Source organism: Ornithinimicrobium pratense, assembly GCF_008843165.1.
Taxonomy (GTDB): Bacteria; Actinomycetota; Actinomycetes; order Actinomycetales; family Dermatophilaceae; genus Ornithinicoccus; species Ornithinicoccus pratensis.
Genome location: NZ_CP044427.1, coordinates 1,339,266 through 1,360,063, shown reverse-complemented (window position 1 = coordinate 1,360,063; position 20,798 = coordinate 1,339,266). Strand labels below are relative to the sequence as shown.

General features: G+C 70.6%; 17 protein-coding genes and 2 pseudogenes. 7 read left to right on the top strand and 12 right to left on the bottom strand.

Going from position 1 to position 20,798, the window contains the following annotated elements; genetic code table 11:
• Positions 1-16 precede the first annotated feature (16 nt).
• Positions 17-2,062 (bottom strand): BCCT family transporter, encoded by a 2,046-nt coding sequence (locus FY030_RS06105; protein ID WP_158060730.1) that lies wholly within the window; start codon positions 2,060-2,062, stop codon positions 17-19.
• Positions 2,063-2,073: 11 nt separating this feature from the next.
• Positions 2,074-2,433 (bottom strand): hypothetical protein, encoded by a 360-nt coding sequence (locus FY030_RS06100; RefSeq protein WP_158060729.1) that lies wholly within the window; start codon positions 2,431-2,433, stop codon positions 2,074-2,076.
• A 60-nt stretch (positions 2,434-2,493) separates the two neighbouring features.
• Here FY030_RS06100 and ppk2 point away from each other — a divergent pair, with 60 nt between their 5' ends.
• The 6 genes and pseudogenes from ppk2 to FY030_RS06070 all read left to right on the top strand — a co-directional run bounded on the left by ppk2 (position 2,494) and on the right by FY030_RS06070 (position 7,884).
• Positions 2,494-3,357 carry a polyphosphate kinase 2 gene (gene ppk2 / locus FY030_RS06095; RefSeq protein WP_158060728.1) on the top strand — a complete coding sequence of 288 codons (864 nt, stop codon included), beginning with the start codon at positions 2,494-2,496 and terminating at the stop codon, positions 3,355-3,357.
• A 121-nt stretch (positions 3,358-3,478) separates the two neighbouring features.
• Positions 3,479-4,510: a siderophore ABC transporter substrate-binding protein gene (locus FY030_RS06090; RefSeq protein ID WP_238348581.1), complete on the top strand. Its 1,032-nt coding sequence runs from the start codon at positions 3,479-3,481 to the stop codon at positions 4,508-4,510.
• An 81-nt stretch (positions 4,511-4,591) separates the two neighbouring features.
• Positions 4,592-5,593 carry an ABC transporter permease gene (locus FY030_RS06085; RefSeq protein ID WP_158060727.1) on the top strand — a complete coding sequence of 334 codons (1,002 nt, stop codon included), beginning with the start codon at positions 4,592-4,594 and terminating at the stop codon, positions 5,591-5,593.
• Between the two features lie 55 nt (positions 5,594-5,648).
• Positions 5,649-6,632, top strand: coding sequence for an iron chelate uptake ABC transporter family permease subunit (locus FY030_RS06080; RefSeq protein ID WP_158062674.1), 984 nt, complete (start codon positions 5,649-5,651; stop codon positions 6,630-6,632).
• Positions 6,629-7,381, top strand: a pseudogene (locus FY030_RS06075) (iron ABC transporter ATP-binding protein); the annotation flags it as partial. The gene FY030_RS06080 and the pseudogene FY030_RS06075, both read left to right, overlap by 4 nt.
• Before the next feature lie 194 nt (positions 7,382-7,575).
• Entirely contained in the window at positions 7,576-7,884 is a 309-nt protein-coding gene (locus FY030_RS06070) for a DUF2218 domain-containing protein (protein ID WP_202879773.1), read from the top strand.
• A gap of 28 nt (positions 7,885-7,912) precedes the next feature.
• On the opposite strand, the gene FY030_RS06065 is transcribed toward FY030_RS06070, so the two are convergent.
• The 10 genes from FY030_RS06065 to FY030_RS06020 all read right to left on the bottom strand — a co-directional run bounded on the left by FY030_RS06065 (position 7,913) and on the right by FY030_RS06020 (position 19,944).
• Positions 7,913-9,547, bottom strand: a complete 1,635-nt coding sequence (locus tag FY030_RS06065) for an LLM class flavin-dependent oxidoreductase (RefSeq protein ID WP_158060725.1) — start codon at positions 9,545-9,547, stop codon at positions 7,913-7,915.
• 5 nt (positions 9,548-9,552) lie between these two features.
• Positions 9,553-10,434, bottom strand: coding sequence for a VOC family protein (locus FY030_RS06060; RefSeq protein WP_238348580.1), 882 nt, complete (start codon positions 10,432-10,434; stop codon positions 9,553-9,555).
• Between the two features lie 157 nt (positions 10,435-10,591).
• A complete protein-coding gene (locus FY030_RS06055) occupies positions 10,592-13,417 on the bottom strand; it encodes an aconitate hydratase (protein ID WP_158060724.1) in 2,826 nt (941 codons plus the stop codon).
• Between the two features lie 191 nt (positions 13,418-13,608).
• Complete coding sequence (locus FY030_RS06050; RefSeq protein ID WP_158060723.1) at positions 13,609-14,973, bottom strand: class I SAM-dependent RNA methyltransferase; 1,365 nt, start codon at positions 14,971-14,973, stop codon at positions 13,609-13,611.
• Positions 14,970-15,692: a DUF3159 domain-containing protein gene (locus FY030_RS06045; RefSeq protein ID WP_158060722.1), complete on the bottom strand. Its 723-nt coding sequence runs from the start codon at positions 15,690-15,692 to the stop codon at positions 14,970-14,972. The genes FY030_RS06050 and FY030_RS06045 overlap by 4 nt, the downstream gene beginning before the upstream one ends.
• Positions 15,693-15,775: 83 nt before the next feature.
• The gene (locus FY030_RS06040; protein WP_192498744.1) at positions 15,776-16,768 is read right to left on the bottom strand and encodes a DUF3710 domain-containing protein; all 993 of its coding nucleotides are present in this window, start codon (positions 16,766-16,768) and stop codon (positions 15,776-15,778) included.
• A gap of 22 nt (positions 16,769-16,790) precedes the next feature.
• The gene (gene dut, locus FY030_RS06035; RefSeq protein WP_158060720.1) at positions 16,791-17,282 is read right to left on the bottom strand and encodes a dUTP diphosphatase; all 492 of its coding nucleotides are present in this window, start codon (positions 17,280-17,282) and stop codon (positions 16,791-16,793) included.
• 52 nt (positions 17,283-17,334) lie between these two features.
• The gene (locus tag FY030_RS06030) at positions 17,335-17,634 is read right to left on the bottom strand and encodes a DUF4193 domain-containing protein (protein ID WP_158060719.1); all 300 of its coding nucleotides are present in this window, start codon (positions 17,632-17,634) and stop codon (positions 17,335-17,337) included.
• A 187-nt stretch (positions 17,635-17,821) separates the two neighbouring features.
• Positions 17,822-18,682, bottom strand: a complete 861-nt coding sequence (locus FY030_RS06025) for an inositol monophosphatase family protein (protein ID WP_158060718.1) — start codon at positions 18,680-18,682, stop codon at positions 17,822-17,824.
• Positions 18,682-19,944, bottom strand: coding sequence for a ferrochelatase (locus FY030_RS06020; RefSeq protein WP_238348579.1), 1,263 nt, complete (start codon positions 19,942-19,944; stop codon positions 18,682-18,684). The genes FY030_RS06025 and FY030_RS06020 overlap by 1 nt, the downstream gene beginning before the upstream one ends.
• On the opposite strand from FY030_RS06020, the pseudogene sepH reads away from it, so the two are divergent.
• Positions 19,847-20,794 (top strand): annotated as a pseudogene (sepH, locus tag FY030_RS17285) (septation protein SepH); the annotation flags it as partial. The gene FY030_RS06020 and the pseudogene sepH overlap by 98 nt on opposite strands.
• Between the last annotated feature and the right edge of the window lie 4 nt (positions 20,795-20,798).

The following is a 20,798-nucleotide window of genomic DNA, read 5'->3' as shown; positions in this document are numbered from 1 at the left end:
CGTCGGCTGAGCCCCGTCAGTCTACGTCGGGCTCCCTGCGAGAAGCCTGGCCATCAGTCGTGTCAGCGTCGTCGTCCCCGCCTTCAGGCCCATCCTCAGCCACCGCCTCGGGCTCCGGCGGCTCCGTCGCGGGCGGTGTCCCGCCCTGGTCGAGGAACTCCTGGGAGGCGGCGAACTCCGCAGTCTCGAAGACCTCGCCGGCCAGGGGGTCCTGCACGACCTGCACGTCCACCTGGCCGGTCTCGGCATCGACGCGGGGAGCCGTCCCCAGGTGCCGGTAGTGCAGGATCGAGGTCGAGTCCTGCCCGGGGCGCTGCCCGGGCGGGGGCGCGGGGGGCCGCATGCCGGCCAGTGTCGCGGACACCCCGCCGAGCTGGCGTCCCGGTCGCCAGCCCGTGCTGGGCCTGGGCTGCTCCGCGGCCCCACCCCGCGGCGGCTGGGACAGCACCTCGATGTAGTGGGGCATCGTCGCCACCTCGTGCCGGAAGGCCCGGAGCAGGGACAGGCAGGCCAGGGCCAGGATGAGTGAGAAGGGCAGCGCGGTCGAGATCGACAGGGTCTGCAGCGCGGTCAGTGCCACGCTGCCGCCGACCACCAGCAGGGCCGCGGCGACCGCACCCTCGAGAATTGTCCAGTAGACCCTGGTCAGGGTGGGGGTCTGCGTGCTGCCCCCGGAGGCCAGCATGTCGATGACCAGCGACCCGGAGTCGGAGGAGGTGACGAAGAAGAAGACGATGACGACCATGGCGACGACGCTGAGCACGGTGGCCATCCCGCCGGGGAGGTACTCGAAGAAGGCGAACAACGTGGTGGTGCTGTCGACCGTCATCTCCCCGGTCGTCGGGTCCTCGATGGCCAGGCCGCCCTGCTCGCGCTGGAAGAGGATCGCGGAGTCACCGAAGATGGTGAACCAGATCAGGCTCGTCATGGTCGGCGCCAGGATGACCCCCAGCACGAACTCGCGGATGGTCCTCCCGCGGGAGATCCGGGCGATGAACATCCCGACGAAGGGGGCCCAGCTGGTCCACCAGCCCCAGTAGAAGATCGGCCAGGCCGCTTCCCAGCCGTCGGTGGTGAACGGCCCGGTCTGCCACATGGCGGTCGGCAGCTGACCGAGATAGTTGCCGACGTTCTGCGGGAAGGCCTTGAGCAGGAAGACCGTGGGACCCAGGATGAACACCACGACCGCCAGCAACGCCGTGATGGTCATGTTGAAGTTCGACAACCACTTCAGGCCCTTGTGTACTCCGCTGACGACCGACCACACCGCGATGGCGGTGATCCCGGCGATGAGCCCGATGATGAGCCAGGGAGAGCTCTGGGCCCACCCGAGGAACTCCAGGCCACCGATGATCTGGCTGACGCCGAAGCCGAAGGAGGTGGCGACGCCGAAGAGCGTGCCCACGATGGCGATGGTGTCGATCGTGTGCCCGATCCACCCTTCCACGCGCTGACGCCCGAGCAGCGGCTCCAGCAGCCACCGGATCGCGAGCGGGCGACCCCGGCGGAAGGACATGTAGGCCAGGCCCAGGCCGACCACGGCGTAGATGCCCCACGGGTGCAGTCCCCACTGCAGCATCATCAGCCCGACCGAGTCCTGTGCGGCCTGCAGGGACTCCGGCTCGTCGCCGAAGGCCTCGGGCGGGATGACGTAGTGGCTTAGCGGCTCGGCGACACTGAAGAAGACCAGCCCGATCCCCATCCCCGCGCTGAAGAGCATGAGGAACCAGGACAGGACCCCGAACTCAGGCTCCTCGTCGTCCCGACCCAGCCGGATCAGCCCGATCCGGGAGACCGCGCAGTAGATGGTGAAGATCAAGAAGATGTTGACGGCGATGACGTACCACCAGCCAACCCCGTCGGTGATGACCGAGTTGACCTGGGCGGTGGCCTGGTCGAGCTCATCCCCAGCCGCCCAGCTCAGCACGATGGTCAGCACGAGGAGCCCGAGGATGACGGCGGAGGCGGGGAAGAACACTGGTCTGGAGATGGCCGACCAGCCCGTGGGCCGCGGCAGCGGGGTAGTGGGCGTAGGCGGGTCGGAGGCGTTGGAGGCTGCCATGCCGAGTGACCTTAACGGATGGGTGCCCGCAGCCGCAGTGCTTCGAGCAGCAGCCCCGCCGCGCGGTGGTTGGCGCGCAGCCGTAGCCCCTCGCGGGCCAGCGACTCCAGCACGTCCCCGATCGAGCCGGGCGGCAGGACCGGCCCCAGCTCGGGACGCACGTCCCGCCAGGCGCCGCGCATCGCCGCCAGCTGGGCCTCCAGGTGACGGGTGGCGACCCAGGCCAGGGCGGCCGGGTGGCGCCGCCACGCGGCATACCCCCGGTAGTCGGCCGGGCACTGGTCGAGCAGCCAGGTCACGGCTGCCTGCTCCCAACCGGGCACACCGGCCGGCGGCACCCGGTCGGGCCAGCCAGGAGGTCCGCTCGACATACGAACAACTGTACGACAACACACCGCGCCTCGCTGACGCCGTGGTGGCACCATGGGTGAATGACGCCCAAGTCCGAGAGTAAGGTCCCCAAGCTCAACCGCAAGATCTACGAGTCGGAGCTGCTGCGCCTGCAGCAGGAGCTAGTGCAGATGCAGGAGTGGGTCCGCGAGCGCGGCCAGCGTGTCGTTGTCGTCTTCGAGGGCCGCGACGCCGCCGGCAAGGGTGGGGCGATCAAGCGGGTGACCGAGTACCTCTCCCCCCGGGTCGCCCAGATCGTCGCGCTGCCAACCCCCACCGAGCGACAGAAGACCCAGTGGTACTTCCAGCGCTACGTCGAGCAGCTGCCGGCCGCAGGCGAGATCCGGCTCTTCGACCGCTCCTGGTACAACCGGGCCGGTGTCGAGCGGGTCATGGGTTACTGCACCCCGGAGGAGCATCGCCGGTTCCTGCGACAGTGCCCGATCTTCGAGCGGATGCTCATCGAGGACGGCATCATCCTGCGCAAGTACTGGTTCTCGGTCAGCGACGACGAGCAGGTGCGCCGCTTCCAGTCCCGGCTGGAGGACCCGATGCGCCGGTGGAAGCTGTCGCAGACCGACCTGGAGAGCCTGACCCGTTGGGAGGACTACAGCCGGGCCAAGGACGAGATGTTCGTCCACACGGACGTCGAGCCGGCGCGGTGGCACGTCGTGGAGTCCGATGACAAGCGCTCGGCCCGCATCAACCTGATGGCCCACCTGCTGTCCTCGATCTCCTACGCGGAGGTCGAACAGGTGCCCCTGACGATGCCCGAGCGCCCCGCCTCGACCGGCTACCAGCGCACCGACCGATCCCTGCTGCTCGAGGTGCCCGACCATGCCGCAGAGGTGGCGGCCCGGGAGGGCAAGCCGGTGGAGCGGCGCTGGCGGGAGGACATGAGCTGACCACTGCCACCACGGGTGAGCAAGGTCACAGCCATTTAGGTTAGGCTGACCTTTGGTTTATTCCGGGCCTCAGGTTAGGGTCGCCTTACCTAACCGCTCCACACACTTTTGAGGACCCTCGATGACCAAGACCGTCAGCCGCCCGCGCGTCGCGATGATCGCAACCCTTGCGGCCTCTGCCCTCGTCCTGACCGCCTGCGGAACCGACAGCGCGGCAGACTCCCAGGAGACCCCCGCCGCTGGCGGCTCAGGCACCGCCGAGGAGGGCGGATCCGAGGCCACCTCGGTGGAGATCGAGGACAACAATGGCAGCCACACCATCGCGCTGCCGCCGCAGTCCGTGGTCGCGACCGACAACCGGACCTTTGAGACCCTGGACGCCTGGGGCATTGAGCTGACCGCCGCCGCGGTCGCGCTGATGCCGGCCGGCCTGTCCTACACGCAGGACTCCTCGGTCATTGACCTCGGCAACCACCGTGAGCCCGATCTCGAGGCGGTCGTCGCGGCCGACCCGGACCTGATCGTCAACGGCCAGCGGTTCGCCGACTACCGCAGCGACTTCGAGCGCCTGGCCCCCGAGGCGGTCGTGCTCGACCTGGACCCCCGTGAGGGCGAGCCGCTGGATGCCGAGCTCAAGCGTCAGATCACCGTGCTGGGCACCATCTTCGGCAAGGAGACGCAGGCCGAGGCGCTGAACGCCGACCTGGACGCGGCTGTGGAGCGGGTCAAGGCCGCCTACGACCCGTCCGAGACGGTGATGGCCGTCATCACCTCCGGTGGTGAGATCGGCTACGTCACCCCCGGCAACGGCCGCACCCTGGGTCCGATCTTCGACCTCTTCGACCTCACGCCGGCGCTGGAGACCGACGGCAGCGAGGACCACCAGGGCGATGACATCTCCGTGGAGGCGATCGCCTCCTCCAACCCGGACTGGATCCTGGTCATGGACCGGGACGCCGCCGTCGCGGCCGACGACCCGAACTACTCCCCCGCTGCCCAGGTCCTGGAGGACAGCGAGGCCCTGGCCAACGTGGCCGCCGTCAAGGAGGGCCGTATCGTCTACATGCCCAACGACGCCTACACCAGCGAAGGCATCCAGACCTACACCGAGTTTCTGAACTCGCTGGCCGACGCCTTCGAGAACGCGGGCTGAGCCGGTCCGGCGCGGTGCCCGTCCCATGGACCGGGCGCCGCGCCGCCGAACGTCCGTCATCTCCTACGACCAAGGCCTTTTGTGACCACGAGCACCGCAACGCCGCAGCGCCCCACCCAGGGGCGCTCTACCAAGGGACCTCTGCTGGACGCCAAGCTGCTGCTGGGCATCCTCGGGGTGGCCGCGCTGCTCGCCCTGTCCCTGTTCACCGGCGTCTACGACATCTTCGGCAGCGAGGATGGCCGGCAGATGTTCGCCATCACCCGGGTGCCGCGCACGATCGCGCTGGTGCTGGCGGGGGCCGCGATGGCGATGTGCGGACTGGTCATGCAGCTGCTCACCCAGAACCGTTTCGTCGAGCCCACCACGACCGGGACGACCGAGTGGGCCGGGCTGGGCCTGCTGATCGTGATGATCCTGCTGCCCACCGCGAGCATCCTGACCAGGATGGCCGGCGCTGTTGTGGCGGCCTTCATCGGCACGATGATCTTCTTTCTCTTCCTGCGCCGGGTCTCGCTGCGCACCTCACTCATCGTCCCGATCGTCGGCATCATGCTCGGCGCCGTCGTCGGCTCCGTCTCCACCTTCATCGCCCTGCAGACGGACATGTTGCAGAGCCTGGGCATCTGGTTCGCCGGCAGCTTCACCTCGGTGCTGCGGGGACAGTACGAGGTGCTCTGGGTCGTGGTCGTGGTCGTGATCGGCGTCTTCATCATGGCCGACCGGCTCACCGTGGCTGGCCTGGGCGAGGACATCGCCACCAACGTGGGGGTCAACTACAACCGGATGGTGCTCATCGGCACCATGCTCATCGCGGTCGCCACCGGCGTGGTCACCGTCGTCGTGGGCAACCTGCCCTTCCTCGGCCTCATCGTGCCCAACGTCGTCTCGATGATCCGCGGGGACGACCTGCGCAGCAACCTGCCATGGGTCTGCCTGCTGGGCATCGCGCTCGTCACGGTCTGCGACCTCATCGGCCGGACCATCATCGCGCCCTTCGAGGTGCCGGTCTCCCTCATCCTGGGCATCGTCGGGGCCGTCGTCTTCATCACTCTCATCGTGCGGCAGGGCCGCCGTGGCTGAGCCGATCACCTCCCCCCTGGCCGAGGTCGAGCGCGAGCGACCCTGCTCTGGCCCGATGCCGACCCAGGCCTCCCGCCTGCGCTACCGGATCGTGCTGGGGATCCTGATCTTCCTTGCCCTGTTCTTCGGGATCGGCCTGCTCGTCTGGGACAACCCCATGCCCTACGGCTCGCGTGGCTTCTGGCTCATCGTGGACATGCGGGTCACCAACGTCGTGGTGATGGCCATCGTCGCCATCTGCCACGCGGTGGCGACGGTGAGCTTCCAGACGGTGACCAACAACCGCATCCTGACCCCCTCGATCATGGGCTTCGAGTCGCTGTACGTCGCGGTCCAGACCAGCGCCGTCTTCGTGCTGGGCGCGGCGGGAATCATGTACTTCACCGGGGTCCGGCAGTTCGTGCTGCTGGTCGCCATCATGGTCGCCCTGGCCCTGGCGCTCTACGGCTGGCTGCTCTCGGGCAAGCGCGGCAATATCCACGTCATGCTGCTGGTCGGGATCATCATCGGGGGCGGGCTGGGGTCGGTCTCCACGTTCATGCAGCGCCTGCTCTCCCCCAGCGAGTTCGACATCCTCACCGCCCGCCTGTTCGGCTCGGTGAGCAACGCCGACCCCAGCTACTTCCCGGTGGCGATCCCTCTGGTCGCCGTCGCGGCCGGTCTGCTCTTCTGGAGCTCGCCGCGGCTCAACGTGCTCGCGCTGGGCAAGGAGACCACGCTCAACCTGGGTCTGAACCACCGCTACGAGACCATGCGGGTGCTCTTCCTGATCTCCATCCTCATGGCGGTCTCCACCGCCCTGGTCGGCCCGATGACCTTCCTGGGCTTCCTGGTCGCCACCTTGTCCTACCAGTTCGCCGACACCTACGACCACCGCCGGATCTTCCCGGTCGCCGCGCTCACCGGCTTCGTCGTGCTGGCCGGCGCCTACTTCATCATGCGCAACATCTTCTACGCCCAGGGAGTCGTCTCGATCATCATCGAGCTCGTGGGCGGATCGGTCTTTCTGTACGTCATCCTGAGAAAGGGACGCCTGTGATCAACCTGACCACAGTCCGCAAGGACTACAGCAGTGAGGTCCGCATCGGCCCGGTCGACCTGCAGATCCCCGCGGGCGGCATCACCGCCCTGATCGGCCCCAACGGGGCCGGCAAGTCGACCCTGCTGACGATGATCGGCCGGCTGCAGGGCCTGGACGACGGTGTCATCGAGGTCGCCGGCTACGACATCACCCGCACCGCGTCCAAGGACCTGGCCAAGATTCTGTCGATCCTGCGCCAGGAGAACCACTTCATCACCCGCCTCACCATCCGGCAGCTCGTCGGCTTCGGCCGCTTCCCGTACACGCGGGGCCGGCTGACCCAGGCCGACGAGGAGATCATCGACCGCTCGATCGAGTTCCTCGACCTGCAGGACCTGCAGGGTCGCTACCTGGACGAGGTGTCCGGCGGGCAGCGCCAGCGGGCCTATGTGGCGATGGTGCTGGCCCAGGACACCGACTACGTGCTGCTGGACGAGCCGCTGAACAACCTGGACATGAAACACGCCGCGCACACCATGAAGCTGCTGCGCCGCGCTGCCGACGACCTGGGCAAGACGGTCGTGGTGGTGCTGCACGACATCAACTTCGCCTCCGCCTTCGCCGACCACATCGTGGCCATGCGCGACGGCTTGGTGGTCAGCATCGGCACCCCCGCCCAGATCATGCAGCGCGAGGTGCTGCGCGAGGTCTTCGACATGGACATCGTCGTGCAGGACCTGCACGGCATGCTGCTGGGCGTCTTCTGGACCCCCGGCGCGCCGGTCCGCGACCGCGACCGGGCCCCCGAGGCCACAGAGGTGGAGGGCCTGCCCGTGGTGCCCCTTGCCCCCGGCCAACCGCTCGCGTCCGGTCAGCCCCTGACCACCGAACCGCCCGACGTCGACGACAGCTTCACGACCACCCATCCGTTCGCCCCCACCCTGACCAGAGGATCTACCCGATGAGCAGCACCATGCAGAGCCGCACCGCCCACGTCGCCACCGAGGCCCCTGCCCGCTACGCCAAGCAGCTCGGCTCGCACCTGGGTCGCAAGATGACCCTGACCGAGACCGACCGTGGGCCACACCTGACCATGAGCTTTGAGGGTCTGGAGGCGACCTGCCTGATGGACACTACCGCGGCCGACACGCTCGGCCTGCACGTCGAGGCCACCAGCGAGGAAGGCGCCGACCGGATGGCGCAGGTCGTCGGCTCGCACCTGGAGCGCTTCGGCGCCAAGGATGGCCTGCAGGTGACCTGGACGAGCTAGGACGACCAGCGAACACATGGGTAGGCGACTAGGAGAACCCGTGCCGGGCCAGCGGTCCGGACAGCTCGCGCTCCTCGTAGGACAGGTGGGAGAGCAGGGTGTCGGTCAGTAGGTCGACGCTGTGGGACAGCTCGTCCAGCGCCTGTCGGCCCTGCCCGCCATACCCCTCCTCGTCGACGAGCGCGACCAGCGCCCGGTCCAGCCGGTCCAGCACGTCGGCGATGACCTCGTGCTCCTCCTCGAGCCGGTCCAGGACCGTAGCGACGCCCGGCTCGGCCCTGCGCAGGTGCGGGAAGACCGAGCGGTCCTCCAAGGTGTGATGCCCGGTGACGATCCGGCAGTAGGACTGGCAGAAGGCGCCGAGGGTCCAGGTGTTCTGCCGCATCGTCATCGTGTTGATGATCGAGCGCGCCTGCCCGACCTGCAGGTGCCCCTCGCGCACCTGGTCCACGACCTCCCGCACCCGGGACAGCTCCTCGCGCAGGTGGTCGTGGATGTCGATGAGGTGCTGCGGTGCCGCCAGCTGCGCGGGCGTGTATGCCGTCGGCGCGCCGGCGGGCGCGCCGACGCTGGGCCGGGAGGGCTCGTCCCAGTCCAGCTCACCGGTCAGGCGGGTGCCGTCGTCCGGGGTGGGGATGATGCCCTGCGGCAACTGCGCCCTCGTCACCCCGGCGCCCGGGTTGCCGGGCGCACCGGGAGCGGTGGTCACCTCGACCGACTCCGGCGCCTGGTCGTTGGCCGCCGCCAAGTCACCCCCAGCGCGGCCGGACCGCTCGGCCTGCACAAGGTCCCGAAGAGCGGGCCCGACCTCCTGGCCGAAGACCTGCACCGTGCGCACGTCGTCGGTGGCCAGGATAAAGGTGGACATGCCCTGCCCCAGGGCCAGCTCGGCCAGCTGCTCGGCCCAGTCGGTCGCGCTGCCGCGCAGGCCTGCCTGACCACCGGCTCCGGCCGTGCTCCCACCAAAGCGGCCGTGCACGTTGTAGAGGCGGATGACGTCCTGGGGGGCACGCCCCGCCGCGGCCGCGGCCTCGTCGATGCGGGCGTTGGCCTCCGGCAGCTTGTCCGGGGCCAGGTAGCCCATGCTGGGCAGCCAGCCGTCGCCCAGGCGGCCGGTGACGCGCTGCATACGCGGGCCGTAGGCGCCGATCCAGATCGCGGGCCTGCCGCCGGGGGCCGGACCTGAGTGCAGGCCCTTGACCCGGTAGTGCTCGCCCTCCACCCGCACCGAGCCCTCGCCCCGCCAGACCTGGCGGACCACGTCGATCGCCTCGATCAGCGCATCGACCGCCTCACCGGGGCTGCGCCGCGGACCGCCGGCCGCCACGATCGCGTCCCAGAACCCTCCCGTGCCCAGGCCGAGCTCGGCCCGACCGCCGGAGAGCAGGTCGAGGGTGGCCACCGAGTTGGCCAGCACCACCGGGGCGCGCAGCGGGAGGTTGGCGACGTTCTGGGCCACCCGCACGCTGGTGGTCCGGGCGGCGATCCAGGACAGCAGGGTCCAGGAGTCCAGCTGGTCCTTGGCGTAGGGGTGGTCCTGGACGCTGACCAGGTCGATGCCCGAGGTGTCGGCCGCAACCGCCAGGGTCACGGCCCGTTGCGGGTCGGCGGCGTCGGGGGTGGGGAAGATGCCCAGGCGGATCTCGTGGCCGTAGTCGGTCATCGTGTTCAGCGTCCGCCCAGCGCTTCGACCCGGATCGTGTTCGCCCACGGGTCGCGCAGGGTGACGGTGCGACCGTCGTCGGCGGACTGGACCCCGAAGTGGGTCATCCGCTCGGTGAGCTCACCGACGTCCTCGGGGGTGGGCACGACGATGTCGACCTGCCCCAGGCCCAGGGAGGGGAACCGGGGCCCGGCACCGCGGCTGTTCCAGACGTTCATCGCCATGTGATGGTGGTAGCCGCCGGCGCTGACGAACAGGGCCTGGCCGCGCCAGGCGTTGGTGGTGTCGAACCCGAGCCGGTCGACGTAGAACTCACGGGCGGTGTCGATGTCGCCCACCGAGAGATGGACGTGCCCGACTACGGCGTCCCCGGTGTCCGGGGCCTGCTGCCCCTCCTCGGTCAGGTGCTCCTGCAGGAAAGCGCTCGCGTCGAGGAGTGTGCTGTCCATCTCGACCTGCCCGTGCACCCAGCTCCACTCGGTGCGGTCACGGTCCCAGTACAGCTCGATCCCGTTGCCTTCGGGGTCCTCGAAGTAGAACGCCTTGCTCACCAGGTGGTCGGCGCTGCCGACGTAGCGGGCGCCGGCCCGGGCCATCGAGGCCAGGGTAGCGGCCAGGGCGGCCTGGGTGGGGAAGAGGATCGCGGTGTGGAACAGCCCGGCGGAGCCGGGGGCCGCACGCTTCAGCTCAGGGCTGTGGCGCAGCACGATGATCGGGGTGGCGCCGCGGCCCAACGTGGCGACGGGGCCGTCCTCCGAGATCACCTGCAGGGTCACCGCGTCGCGGTAGTAGGCGGTCATGCCCTCCAGGTCCGCCACGTCGAGCGTCACCGGGCCCATGGCGGTGTCGGCGGCGAGGCGGTCTCGCCGCGGGGTGGTCTGGGTCATGTCGGGCCTCCCGTATAGATGACGTGTCACATGGAGAGCGCACATCGGCGCCGCAGTATTCCGTGCCGTCTTCCCCCAGGATGCCCGACGGCGCCCGCCGGACGTGGTCCGACGGGCGCCGCAGGTTCCCCGGGCTGGTAGCCCGGGTGATGTCTCGTCAGGCGTCGACGAGGGAGCGCAGGACGTACTGCAGGATGCCGTCGTTGCGGTAGTAGTCGGCCTCGCCGGGGGTGTCGATGCGCACGATGGCGTCAAACTCGACCGTCTCGCCACTCTCCTTGGTGGCCGTCACCTTGACCGTCTTGGGGATGCGACCCTCGTTGAGCTCGGTCACGCCGGTGATGGCGAAGGTCTCCGTGCCCTCCAGGCCGAGGGAGTCGGCAGTCTCGCCTTCGGGGTACTGCAGGGGCAGCACACCCATCCCGATCAGGTTGGAGCGGTGGATCCGCTCGTAGGACTCCGCGATGACTGCCTTGACGCCGAGGAGGCGCGTGCCCTTGGCAGCCCAGTCGCGCGAGGACCCGGAGCCGTACTCCTTGCCCGCCAGCACGACCAGGGGGACGCCGGCCTCGGCATACGCCTGGGAGGCCTCGAAGATGGTCGTCTGCGGGGCGTCGTCCTTGGTGAAGTCGCGGGTGAAGCCGCCCTCGACGCCGTCCAGCAGCTGGTTCCTCAGGCGGATGTTGGCGAAGGTGCCGCGGATCATCACCTCGTGGTTGCCGCGGCGCGAGCCGTAGGAGTTGAAGTCCTTGCGCTCGATGCCGTGCTCGGACAGGTAGCGGCCCGCGGGGCTGTCGGCCTTGATCGAGCCAGCCGGGCTGATGTGGTCGGTGGTGACCGAGTCGCCCAGCTTGGCCAGCACCCGAGCGCCCTCGATGTCGGCGACCGGCTCCGGCTGCGCCTGCATGCCCTCGAAGTACGGGGGCTTGCGCACGTAGGTGGACTCCTCGACCCACTCGAAGGTGTCGCCCTCGGGGGTGGGCAGCGAGCGCCACCGGTCGTCGCCGGCGAAGACGTCGGCGTAGTCTTCGGTGAACATCTCGCGGCTGATCGAGGAGGCGATGGTGCGCTCCACGTCCTCGGGAGCCGGCCAGATGTCCTTGAGGTAGACGTCGTTGCCGTCCTTGTCCTGCCCCAGCGGCTCGGCGTCGAAGTCGAAGTCCATGGTGCCGGCCAGTGCGTAGGCGATGACCAGCGGCGGGGAGGCCAGGTAGTTCATCTTGACGTCGGGGTTGATCCGGCCCTCGAAGTTGCGGTTGCCGGAGAGGACGGAGACCACGGCCAGGTCGTTGTCGTTGACCGCCTCGGAGACCTCCTCGATGATCGGACCCGAGTTGCCGATGCAGGTCGTGCAGCCGTAGCCGACCAGGTGGAAGCCCAGCCCCTCCAGGTAGGGCCACATCCCGGCCTTCTCGAAGTAGCCGGTGACCACCTTAGAGCCGGGGGCCATCGAGGTCTTGACCCACGGCGGCACGCTCAGCCCCTTCTCGAGGGCGTTCTTGGCCAGCATCGCCGCCGCCATCATCACCGAGGGGTTGGAGGTGTTGGTGCACGAGGTGATCGAGGCGATCGACACGTGGCCGTGGTCGATCTCGACCTGCTCCCCGTCGATGGTGGCGGGGGTCGGGTGGGTAGCCCGGTCGCCGTTGAGCAGGGTGGAGTGCTCCGGCCGGCCAGCCGCCTCGGACTGCTCGTTCGCGTCGTGGGACGGGGCGTCGGAGGCCGGGAAGGTGTCGGCGAGCTCCCGGTCGACCGAGCTCTTCTCGATGTGGTTGCCGTTGACGACGTAGTTCTTCAGGTCGGCGTGGAACTGCTTCTTGGCGTTGGTGAGCGCGATCCGGTCCTGCGGGCGCTTCGGGCCGGCGATCGACGGGACCACCGTGGACAGGTCGAGCTCGAGGTACTCGCTGAAGCGCGCCTCGACATTGCCGGAGGGCTCCAGCCACATCCCCTGCTCCTTGGCGTAGGCCTCGACCAGAGCGACCTGCTCGTCCGAGCGACCGGTGAGGCGCAGGTACTCCAGGGTCACCTCGTCGATCGGGAACATCGCGGCGGTCGAGCCGAACTCGGGGCTCATATTGCCGATGGTGGCCCGGTTGGCCAGCGGCACCTGGGAGACACCGTCGCCGTAGAACTCCACGAACTTGCCCACGACCCCGTGATCGCGGAGCATCTCGGTGATGGTGAGCACGACGTCCGTCGCGGTCGCCCCGGCCGGCACCGAGCCGCTCAGCTTGAAGCCGACGACGCGCGGGATGAGCATCGAGACGGGCTGGCCCAGCATGGCCGCCTCGGCCTCGATGCCGCCGACGCCCCACCCGAGCACGCCCAGGCCGTTGACCATCGTGGTGTGCGAGTCGGTGCCGACACAGGTGTCGGGGTAGGCGAGCAGCTCCCCCTCCACCTCGCGGGTCATGGTGACCTTGGCCAGGTGCTCGATGTTGACCTGGTGGACGATGCCGGTGCCCGGGGGCACGACCTTGAAGTCCTCGAAGGCGGTCTGGCCCCAGCGCAGGAACTGGTAGCGCTCGCCGTTGCGCTCGTACTCGACCTCCACGTTGCGCTCAAAGGCGTCGGCCCGGCCGAAGACGTCGATGATCACCGAGTGGTCGATGACCAGCTCGGCGGGCGCCAGCGGGTTGATCTTGGCGGGGTCGCCGCCGAGGTCACCCATCGCCTCGCGCATCGTGGCCAGGTCGACGATGCAGGGCACGCCGGTGAAGTCCTGCATGATGACGCGGGCGGGGGTGAACTGAATCTCGGTGTCCGGCTGCGCGTTCTCGTCCCAGTTGACCAGGGAGTTGATGTGGTCGGCGGTGATGTTCTTGCCGTCCTCGGTGCGCAGCAGGTTCTCCAGCAGCACCTTGAGCGAGTACGGCAGCGACTGGGCCCCCTCCAGCCCGCCGATGCGGTAGATGCCGTAGCTGGCTTCTCCGACCTCCAGAGTGCCCCTGGCACCGAAGCTGTCCGGGTTCGTGCTCAACGTTCCGCTCCTTCGCTCGCTGACTATTTATCTTGACATCAAGATATCTGGTCTGGGCCACCAGGATCAAACCCGGGGGACCGGTCACCTCCATCCTGTCATCCCGCGCGCGGTCGCGTCTGGCCCGCCGACACAGCTCGCGAGGGGCCGAGCCCGTCGCGAGGGGCCGAGCCCGTCGCGGGTCAGGAGGGTCAGACGAGCAGGGCCAGGCACTCCATGTGCTGGGTCATCGGGAACGCATCCAGCACCCGGAGCCCGCCCAGTTCCAGACCCAGCTCGCGCGCGGTGGCCAGGTCACGGGCCAGTGCGGCGGGGTCGCACGCGACATACACGACCGCCCGCGGCCGGAGATCGGCGATCGCCTCCATGACCTCCCGCCCCGCGCCCGTGCGCGGCGGGTCCAGGACGACGAGGTCAGCCCGCTCCCCCTGCGCCACCAGCTCGGCAAGAGCCGGCGCGGTGGGCCGGGCGACGGCACCTGCCCAGGGGTATGCCGCGAGGTGCCGGCATGCGGCACCAGCGGCCCCCCTGTCGGCCTCGACCGCCAGGACCGAACCCCGCGGCCCGACCGCCTGGGCCAGGGGGACCGCGAACAGGCCGACGCCCGAGTAGAGGTCCAGGACCCGCTCCCCCTCCCGGGGTGCGAGCCAGGTCAGCACCTGTTCGGTGAAGGTGGCCGCCGCTCCCGGATGCACCTGCCAGAACCCGCGCGCCGACAGGGTGAAGTCGTGCGAGCCGCCAGCCTGGGTCCGCACCCGTTCGGTGACCTCTGGCACCTTCCCCAGCGGGCGCAGACCCAGGCGGGCGCCCCGGGATCCTGCACCTCGACGCCCACGCTGCGGACCTCCCGCCTTCCCCCGGCCACCTCGGCCTTCCTGGATGAGCGCGAGCGGCACCAGGGCAGCCTCGCTCACCGAGGGGTCGACGGCGTCCAGGGCCACCACGCTGGGCGGTGGCGGTTGTCGGAGCGCGCCCGTGCCCAGCACCCCCTCGGTGGCGATGAGGCAGTCATCGATGGGGACGACCTCGTGCGAGCGATGCACCCGCAGACCGACGACGTCGGCGGCCGGGCTGCCCGCACCATCCCCTCCGTCCCGGGCCACCGCGAACTCCACCCGGGTCCGCCAGCGCAGACCGTCCTGGTCCCCCGGCACTGGCTCGCAGGTCACGCCCAGCGCCTGGACCTCCTCGGGCGTGAAACCGCCCAGCCGCACCAGCTGCTCGGCGACAACCTGCATCTTCAGGCGCCGCTGGGCCTCCAGCGACACGTGCTGCCAGTCACAGCCGCCGCACCGCCCCGGGCCGGAGAACGGGCACGGCCGGGCCACCCGGTCCGCTGAGGCCTCCAACACCGCGACGGCGTCCGCACGCACGTACCGCCCCTTCGGGCCGACCTCGGTCACCCTGGCCCGCACCCGCTCCCCCGGTATGGCGTGGCGCACGAAGACCACCTGGCCGTCGGGGCCGTAGCGAGCCACGCAGTGCCCCCCGTGCGCGACCGGCCCGACCGGGACCTCGACCTCGTCACCGACCGCCAGGCCAGCCGCCTCGCTCACGGCTCGGTCCCCTCCTGATGCGCCTGCTCCATCCGCTCGGTCACGTCGTCCTCGCCGCCATCGGTCTGTGGGGTGCGGCCGATGGCAAGAAGCCAGCCCATCACGACGACCGCGAGCAGGTAGGCGGGCCAGCCCAGCACCACCCTGCCGACACCGAGCCAGGCGACCTCGCCCCCGAGGTAGAGCGGGAGCATGACGGCCAGCCGCACCGCGAAGAGGGCCGCGAGCACCCAGGTCAGCCGCGAGCAGACCCGCACCAGCCCTCGGTCCCGCCGCCAGGCGGTGGGCTGCTCGGCGAACTTCGGGTCCCCCAGCGCGACCACGAAGCCCAGCAGGGGCCAGCGGGCCAAGATCGACACCACGGCCGCGACGCCGTAGGCGGCGCTGGTGATGATGCCCGGCAGGAAGGCGTCCTGCGCCTGCCCCGAGCGCAGGGCGAAGAACGCGGCCAGCGCGGTCGCGAAGACGGCCGACCCGAGGAAGCGCCAGGACCCGCCCACCAGGCCCCGGACGATCGCGAGCACGGTGAGCAGCGCGGCGGCCCCGAGCAGTGCGGTGCGCACGTCCTCGGCCACCAGCCAGGTGATCACGAAGGCGACCGTCGGCAGGGCGGTCTCGAGCGAGCCGTACCAGCCGCCCAGAGCGTCGCTGATGCGCTTGCGGATGACCTGCTCGACGGTGACCTCGGCATCCACCTCGGCGCTCGCCTGAGCGTTCACCTCTGCGTCAACGCTGGAGTCGACCCCAGGATCCCCATCCGTCGACGGGACCGGCCGTTCGCCGCCGCCCGGTCCCTGCTGTGTCACTGGAAGTCGGGGTTGGTCGGCGCCTTGGGCGCATCGGTGAGCTCGGGTTCGGGCGTGGGCAGGTCCCGCACCGGAGACTGCTCCTGCTGCCCCTGCGGGGCCGAGGCGGGATCGGCCGTCTGGTCGGCGGGCGCCGCCTGGCCACCCTGGGCGACCTGAGCCGCGCCTTGCCCCGCTCCCTGACCCACCCCGACGCCGGCGACGCCCGTGGCGTCCCCGGTGCGCAGCACCTGGGTCTTGGCCGCAACCCTGGCCACCTCGGCCTCACGCTCGCGCTGCAGGCGTGCCTGGCGCGCCTGCGCCTCCTTGGCCATCGCCTCCTCAAAACCCTTCGGCGGCGTCAGGGTGAGCACCTCGCGCGGCGGGCGCGGCTCGTCACCCCGGACGACGACGGTCCGGCGCAGCACCGACAGGATGGCGCGCAGCTGCTTCTCGTCGCCGGCGGCCGGCCCGTTGACGACGACGCGCAGGAACCAGCGCGGCCCGTCGACCCCGATGAAGCGGGCGGGCTGGAACGACACCCGGCCGTCGGGCGCCCGGCCCGGCATCCGGGCCTTGAGCTCCTTGCCCATGGCGCCCTGCACGACCTCGGCCGCACCGCCGGTGTCCACCAGACCTCGCGCGATCTCCGGCCGCAGCTCGTCCCAGAGCCCGAACGACCGCGGCGCGGCGAAGGCCTGCAGCTGGGCGTGCGAGGCACCGAAGGTCAGCGTGACCCCGATCGGCCGGCCTGTGCCCTGCTCCAGGTCCAGGCGGATCTGCATCCCGCGCGCGATCGGCACCCGCAGGGCACCCAGATCCAGGCGGCCGTCCAGCTCGGGCCACTCGCCGTGGTCGTAGGGCCCGTCCTCGGCGCGCACCCAGTCGCGGTCGACGCCGGGCTCACCCTCGGCCGGCTCGGGCCGCGGGGCGTCGGTGCCCTCGCCGTCGAGGGAGAGCAGGTCCTCCTCGAAGAGGTCCTTCTTCTTGCGTCGGCCAAAGAGTGCCACGGTCGGGTCGTCCTTCGGGTGGTCAGGGATGGGTCAGAGGGGATGCAGCGGCGCCGGTGGAGCCAGTCGAACCATGGCCGCTGCTGCCGCGCTCGGAGGGGGGCAGCTCGGCGACCTCGGTGAAGACCGGGCGCACCACGGGCTGGACCACCAGCTGGGCGATCCGCTCACCCCGAGCCAGCTGCACGGCCTCACGAACGTCGGTGTTGAGCAGGTTGACGAGGATCTCGCCCCGGTAGCCGGCGTCGACCGTGCCGGGTGCGTTGACGACGGTGATCCCGTGCCGGGCGGCGAGCCCGGAACGGGGGTGCACGAACGCGGCATACCCCTCAGGGATGGCGAGCGCCACGCCCGTCGGGACCAGGGCCCGCTCCCCCGGCTCCAGCCGCACGTCCTGCCGCGCATGCAGGTCGACCCCGGCATCACCGGTGCGGGCCTGGGCCGGCACCGGGAGGTCGGGGTCCAACCGCTGCAGCGCGACGGACAGCGTCTGCGGGGTCGTCGGGATGCTCACGGACACCCAGGGTAGCCCCAGGAGCCGGGCCCCCGATCCCCCCGCCGCCGGATCAGGCTGCGCACTCGGTGCAGACCGGTAGCCCGCCGACCTCCTTGGCCAGCTGGCTGCGGTGGTGCACCAGGAAGCACTTGGAGCAGGTGAACTCGTCCTGCTGCTTGGGCAGGACGTGGACCGAGAGCTCCTCGTTGGACAGGTCGGCACCGGGCAGCTCGAAGCCCTCCGCCTGCTCGGTCTCGTCGACGTCGACGCTGCCGGAGGCCTTGTCGTTGCGTCGTGCCTTCAGCTCCTCGATCGAGTCCTCGTTGAGCTCATCGTCAGTCTTGCGCGGGGCGTCGTAGTCGGTCGCCATCTGATCCCTCCAGTGGATGCTCGCAGGTTGTACACCGTCGTTGTCGTGCCTGAACGCCGACAGGCCCCGATTTGTGCCCGACCGGGCCAGGGCGGGCCGGGCACGGGCAGATCATGGCCGCCCTGACTTGGGTCGGCGCCCGGATTCTTCCCTATCAACGCCCCGTGACGCGAGGCGGATCCACCTTTCAGCCCAGGGCGGAACCGGCCAGCGCCTCCAGCAGGACTGGGTGCAGGGCGGGCCCGGCGGCGACGGTCAGATCCGAGGAGGGAGGGGACGTGACGCTGGCCCCGCTGACCACGCCACCGGCCTCCGTCACCACGAGCATCCCCGCGGCCACGTCCCAGACCCGCACGCCCTGCTCCCAGTAGCCGTCCACCCGGCCGGCGGCGACGTGGCAGAGGTCCAGCGCCGCCGCCCCCATCCGCCGGATGTCGCGCACGTGGGGCAGCAACGCCGCGAGGGTCTCGGCCTGACCCCGCCGGACCTGCCGGTCGTAGGCGAAGCCGGTAGCCAGCAACGCGCCCCCTAGGTCCGCCACCTGACCGACCCGGATCGGCACGGAGTCCTCGACGGTGAGCAGGTGCGCCCCACCGCCGACCCGGGCGTGGAAGACCTCGTCGGTCCGGGGGTTGATCACCGCACCGGCGACGGGCGCCCAGGCCCCGGCGACCATCGGGTCGCCGACCACGACGGCGACCGACACGGCATACGCCGGCAGGTTGTAGAGATAGTTCACCGTGCCGTCGATGGGGTCCAGCACCCAGGACAACCCGGACGTGCCGGTCGACAACCCTTCCTCCTCGCCGAGGATCGCGTCGTCGGGCCGGGCCGTGGCGATGCGGTCACGCAGCAGCTGCTCGGAGCGGGTGTCCATGACGGTCACCACGTCCAGCTCGCTGGACTTCACCCGGTCCACGCCCAGGCTCCTGGGCCGTTCGTCCCGGATGAGCACGCCCGCCTCGAGCGCCAGCTGGACCGCGAGCTCCTCGAGCTCGGCCCGTTCCTCCTCGGGGACGGCGCCCGGGTCGGGAGCCGGCGGGGTCATCAGTCGGAGCCGCAGGCCGCGGGCCGCGCCTGACGCAGGTTGGGGCAGCAACCGGGCTCGCAGATGCTGGGACGCGGCTCGGAGCCTGGCCAGGTCGGTTGCTCCACGTCTTCGCTGCGGGCCTCTGCGGCGCGCTCGATGGCCAGGTCGACCAGGCCCATGACGAACTCGCTGTCGGTGCCGACGGTCGGCACCCGCAGCAGCTGCATACCCAGCTCCTCTGCGGTCTCCATCGCCTCGGTGTCCAGGTCGAAGACGACCTCCATGTGGTCGGACACGAACCCGATCGGGGCAAGCACCACGTGCTCCACCCCGCGGGCAGACAGCTCGCGCAGGTGGTCGTTCACGTCCGGGACCAGCCAGGGCTGGCTCGGCGGCCCGGAGCGGGAGCAGTAGGTGAGGTCCCACTCCAGCGTGGTGCCGAGGGTGGCCGAGGCCTCCCCGGCGATCACGGCGGCCAGCTCGTAGTGCTGGCGGGAGTACAGGTTGCCCTCGCCGTCCCCCGGGCCGGAGGTGTCGTCCATGGCCACGGGGAGGGAGTGGGTCACGAAGACGAGGTATGGCCTGCCGCCCCCGTCGAGCACCTGCCGGGCACCTTCGGTGACGATCCGGGCGTTGGCGCGGGAGAAGCCGGGGTGGTTCCAGTACTGCCGGACCTTGTCCACGTGCAGGGTGCGGCCCTCGCCGACGAGGGTGTCCAGCGCGACGGCGATGTCCTCGCGGTACTGCCTGCAGGAGGAGTAGCAGGAGTAGGCGCTGGTGGTGATCGAGAGCACCTGCGCCATCCCCTCCTCGTGCGCCTGCCGCAGGGCGTCGGTGAGGAAGGGCTCGGAGTTGCGGTTGCCGAGGAGCACCGGGACGGGCAGTCCGCGGCGGTCCAGCTCGGCGCGCAACTTCTCGACCAGGGCCCGGTTCTGGTCGTTGATGGGGCTCTTGCCGCCGAAGTGCAGGTAGTGCTCGGCGACATCGGCCAGGCGCTCATCGGGGATGCCGCGGCCGGCCGTGACCCGGCGCAGGAAAGGCATCACCTCCTCGGGGCCCTCGGGGCCACCGAAGCTGGTCAGGACGATGGCCTGGTAGGGGTAGAGGTCGTTGCGCCCGCTCTCCTGCAGCGACTCCTCCAGCTCCGCGATGACCTCGTCGTCCGCGGCCCGCACCGGCTCCATGGCGCCGTCGGACGGGGCGGCGCCAGGCCCGCTGGCGACCGACTCGCGGGGGCCGGCCGGGTCCGGCTCGAAGGGGTCGGTGGTGGGCTGGCTCATGGCTCCTCCAGGGGTCGGGACGGTGCGTGGGACGGGCATCCGCGGCCTGCCCAGCCTAGCCCGCGCGGCGCGCCCTCCTCGTCCCACCCAGGGCCGGATGGCAGAGTGGTCGACCATGCAGCAACTCCAGTTCGTCGAGCTCGACGAAGGTGGCCGGCTGGTGGTCGCCACCGACGACGGCACCCGGTATGCCGTACCCGTCGACGACCGTCTGCGCGCGGCCCTGCGGCCGCGCCCGGAGTCCGCGTCCGACCGCGAGGCCCCGAGGGTGAGCCTGCGCGCGGTGCAGTCGATGATCCGGGCCGGGCAGAGCGCCGAGGAGGTCGCGTCCGTGACGGGGTGGGACACCGACCGGGTCCGCCGCTACGAGGGCCCGGTGCTCGCCGAGCGGGAGCACATCATCGGGTTGGCCCAGCGCGCAGCGGTGCGGTCCCAGGGACGGACGGACGGCTCGCACACGCTGGGCGATCGCGTCCAGGAGCGGCTGCAGCGCCGGGACGTCGACCCTGCCGGAGTGGCCTGGGAGGCCGCCCGCAGCACCGCCCACGGTCCGTGGACCGTGCAGGTGATCTTCTCGGCCGGGGGCCGTGAGCGTCGCGGGGCTTGGCACTACGACCTGCGGACGCGTGGTCTGGAGGCGCTGGACGACGAGGCGCGTTGGCTCAGCGAGGACGAGCAGGCGCTGCCCGGCGGCCTGGCCGGCCACCCGCTGCTCGGCACGGGCCACGCCGAGGACGAGGTGGCGGCGGACCTGATGGCCACCATGCGCGAACGTCGCCAGCGCCGCAGCCGCCGTCCCTCCCGTAGCGCCTCCCACGAGGCTGTCGGCGACCCCGGCCAGCCGGTCGGTCACG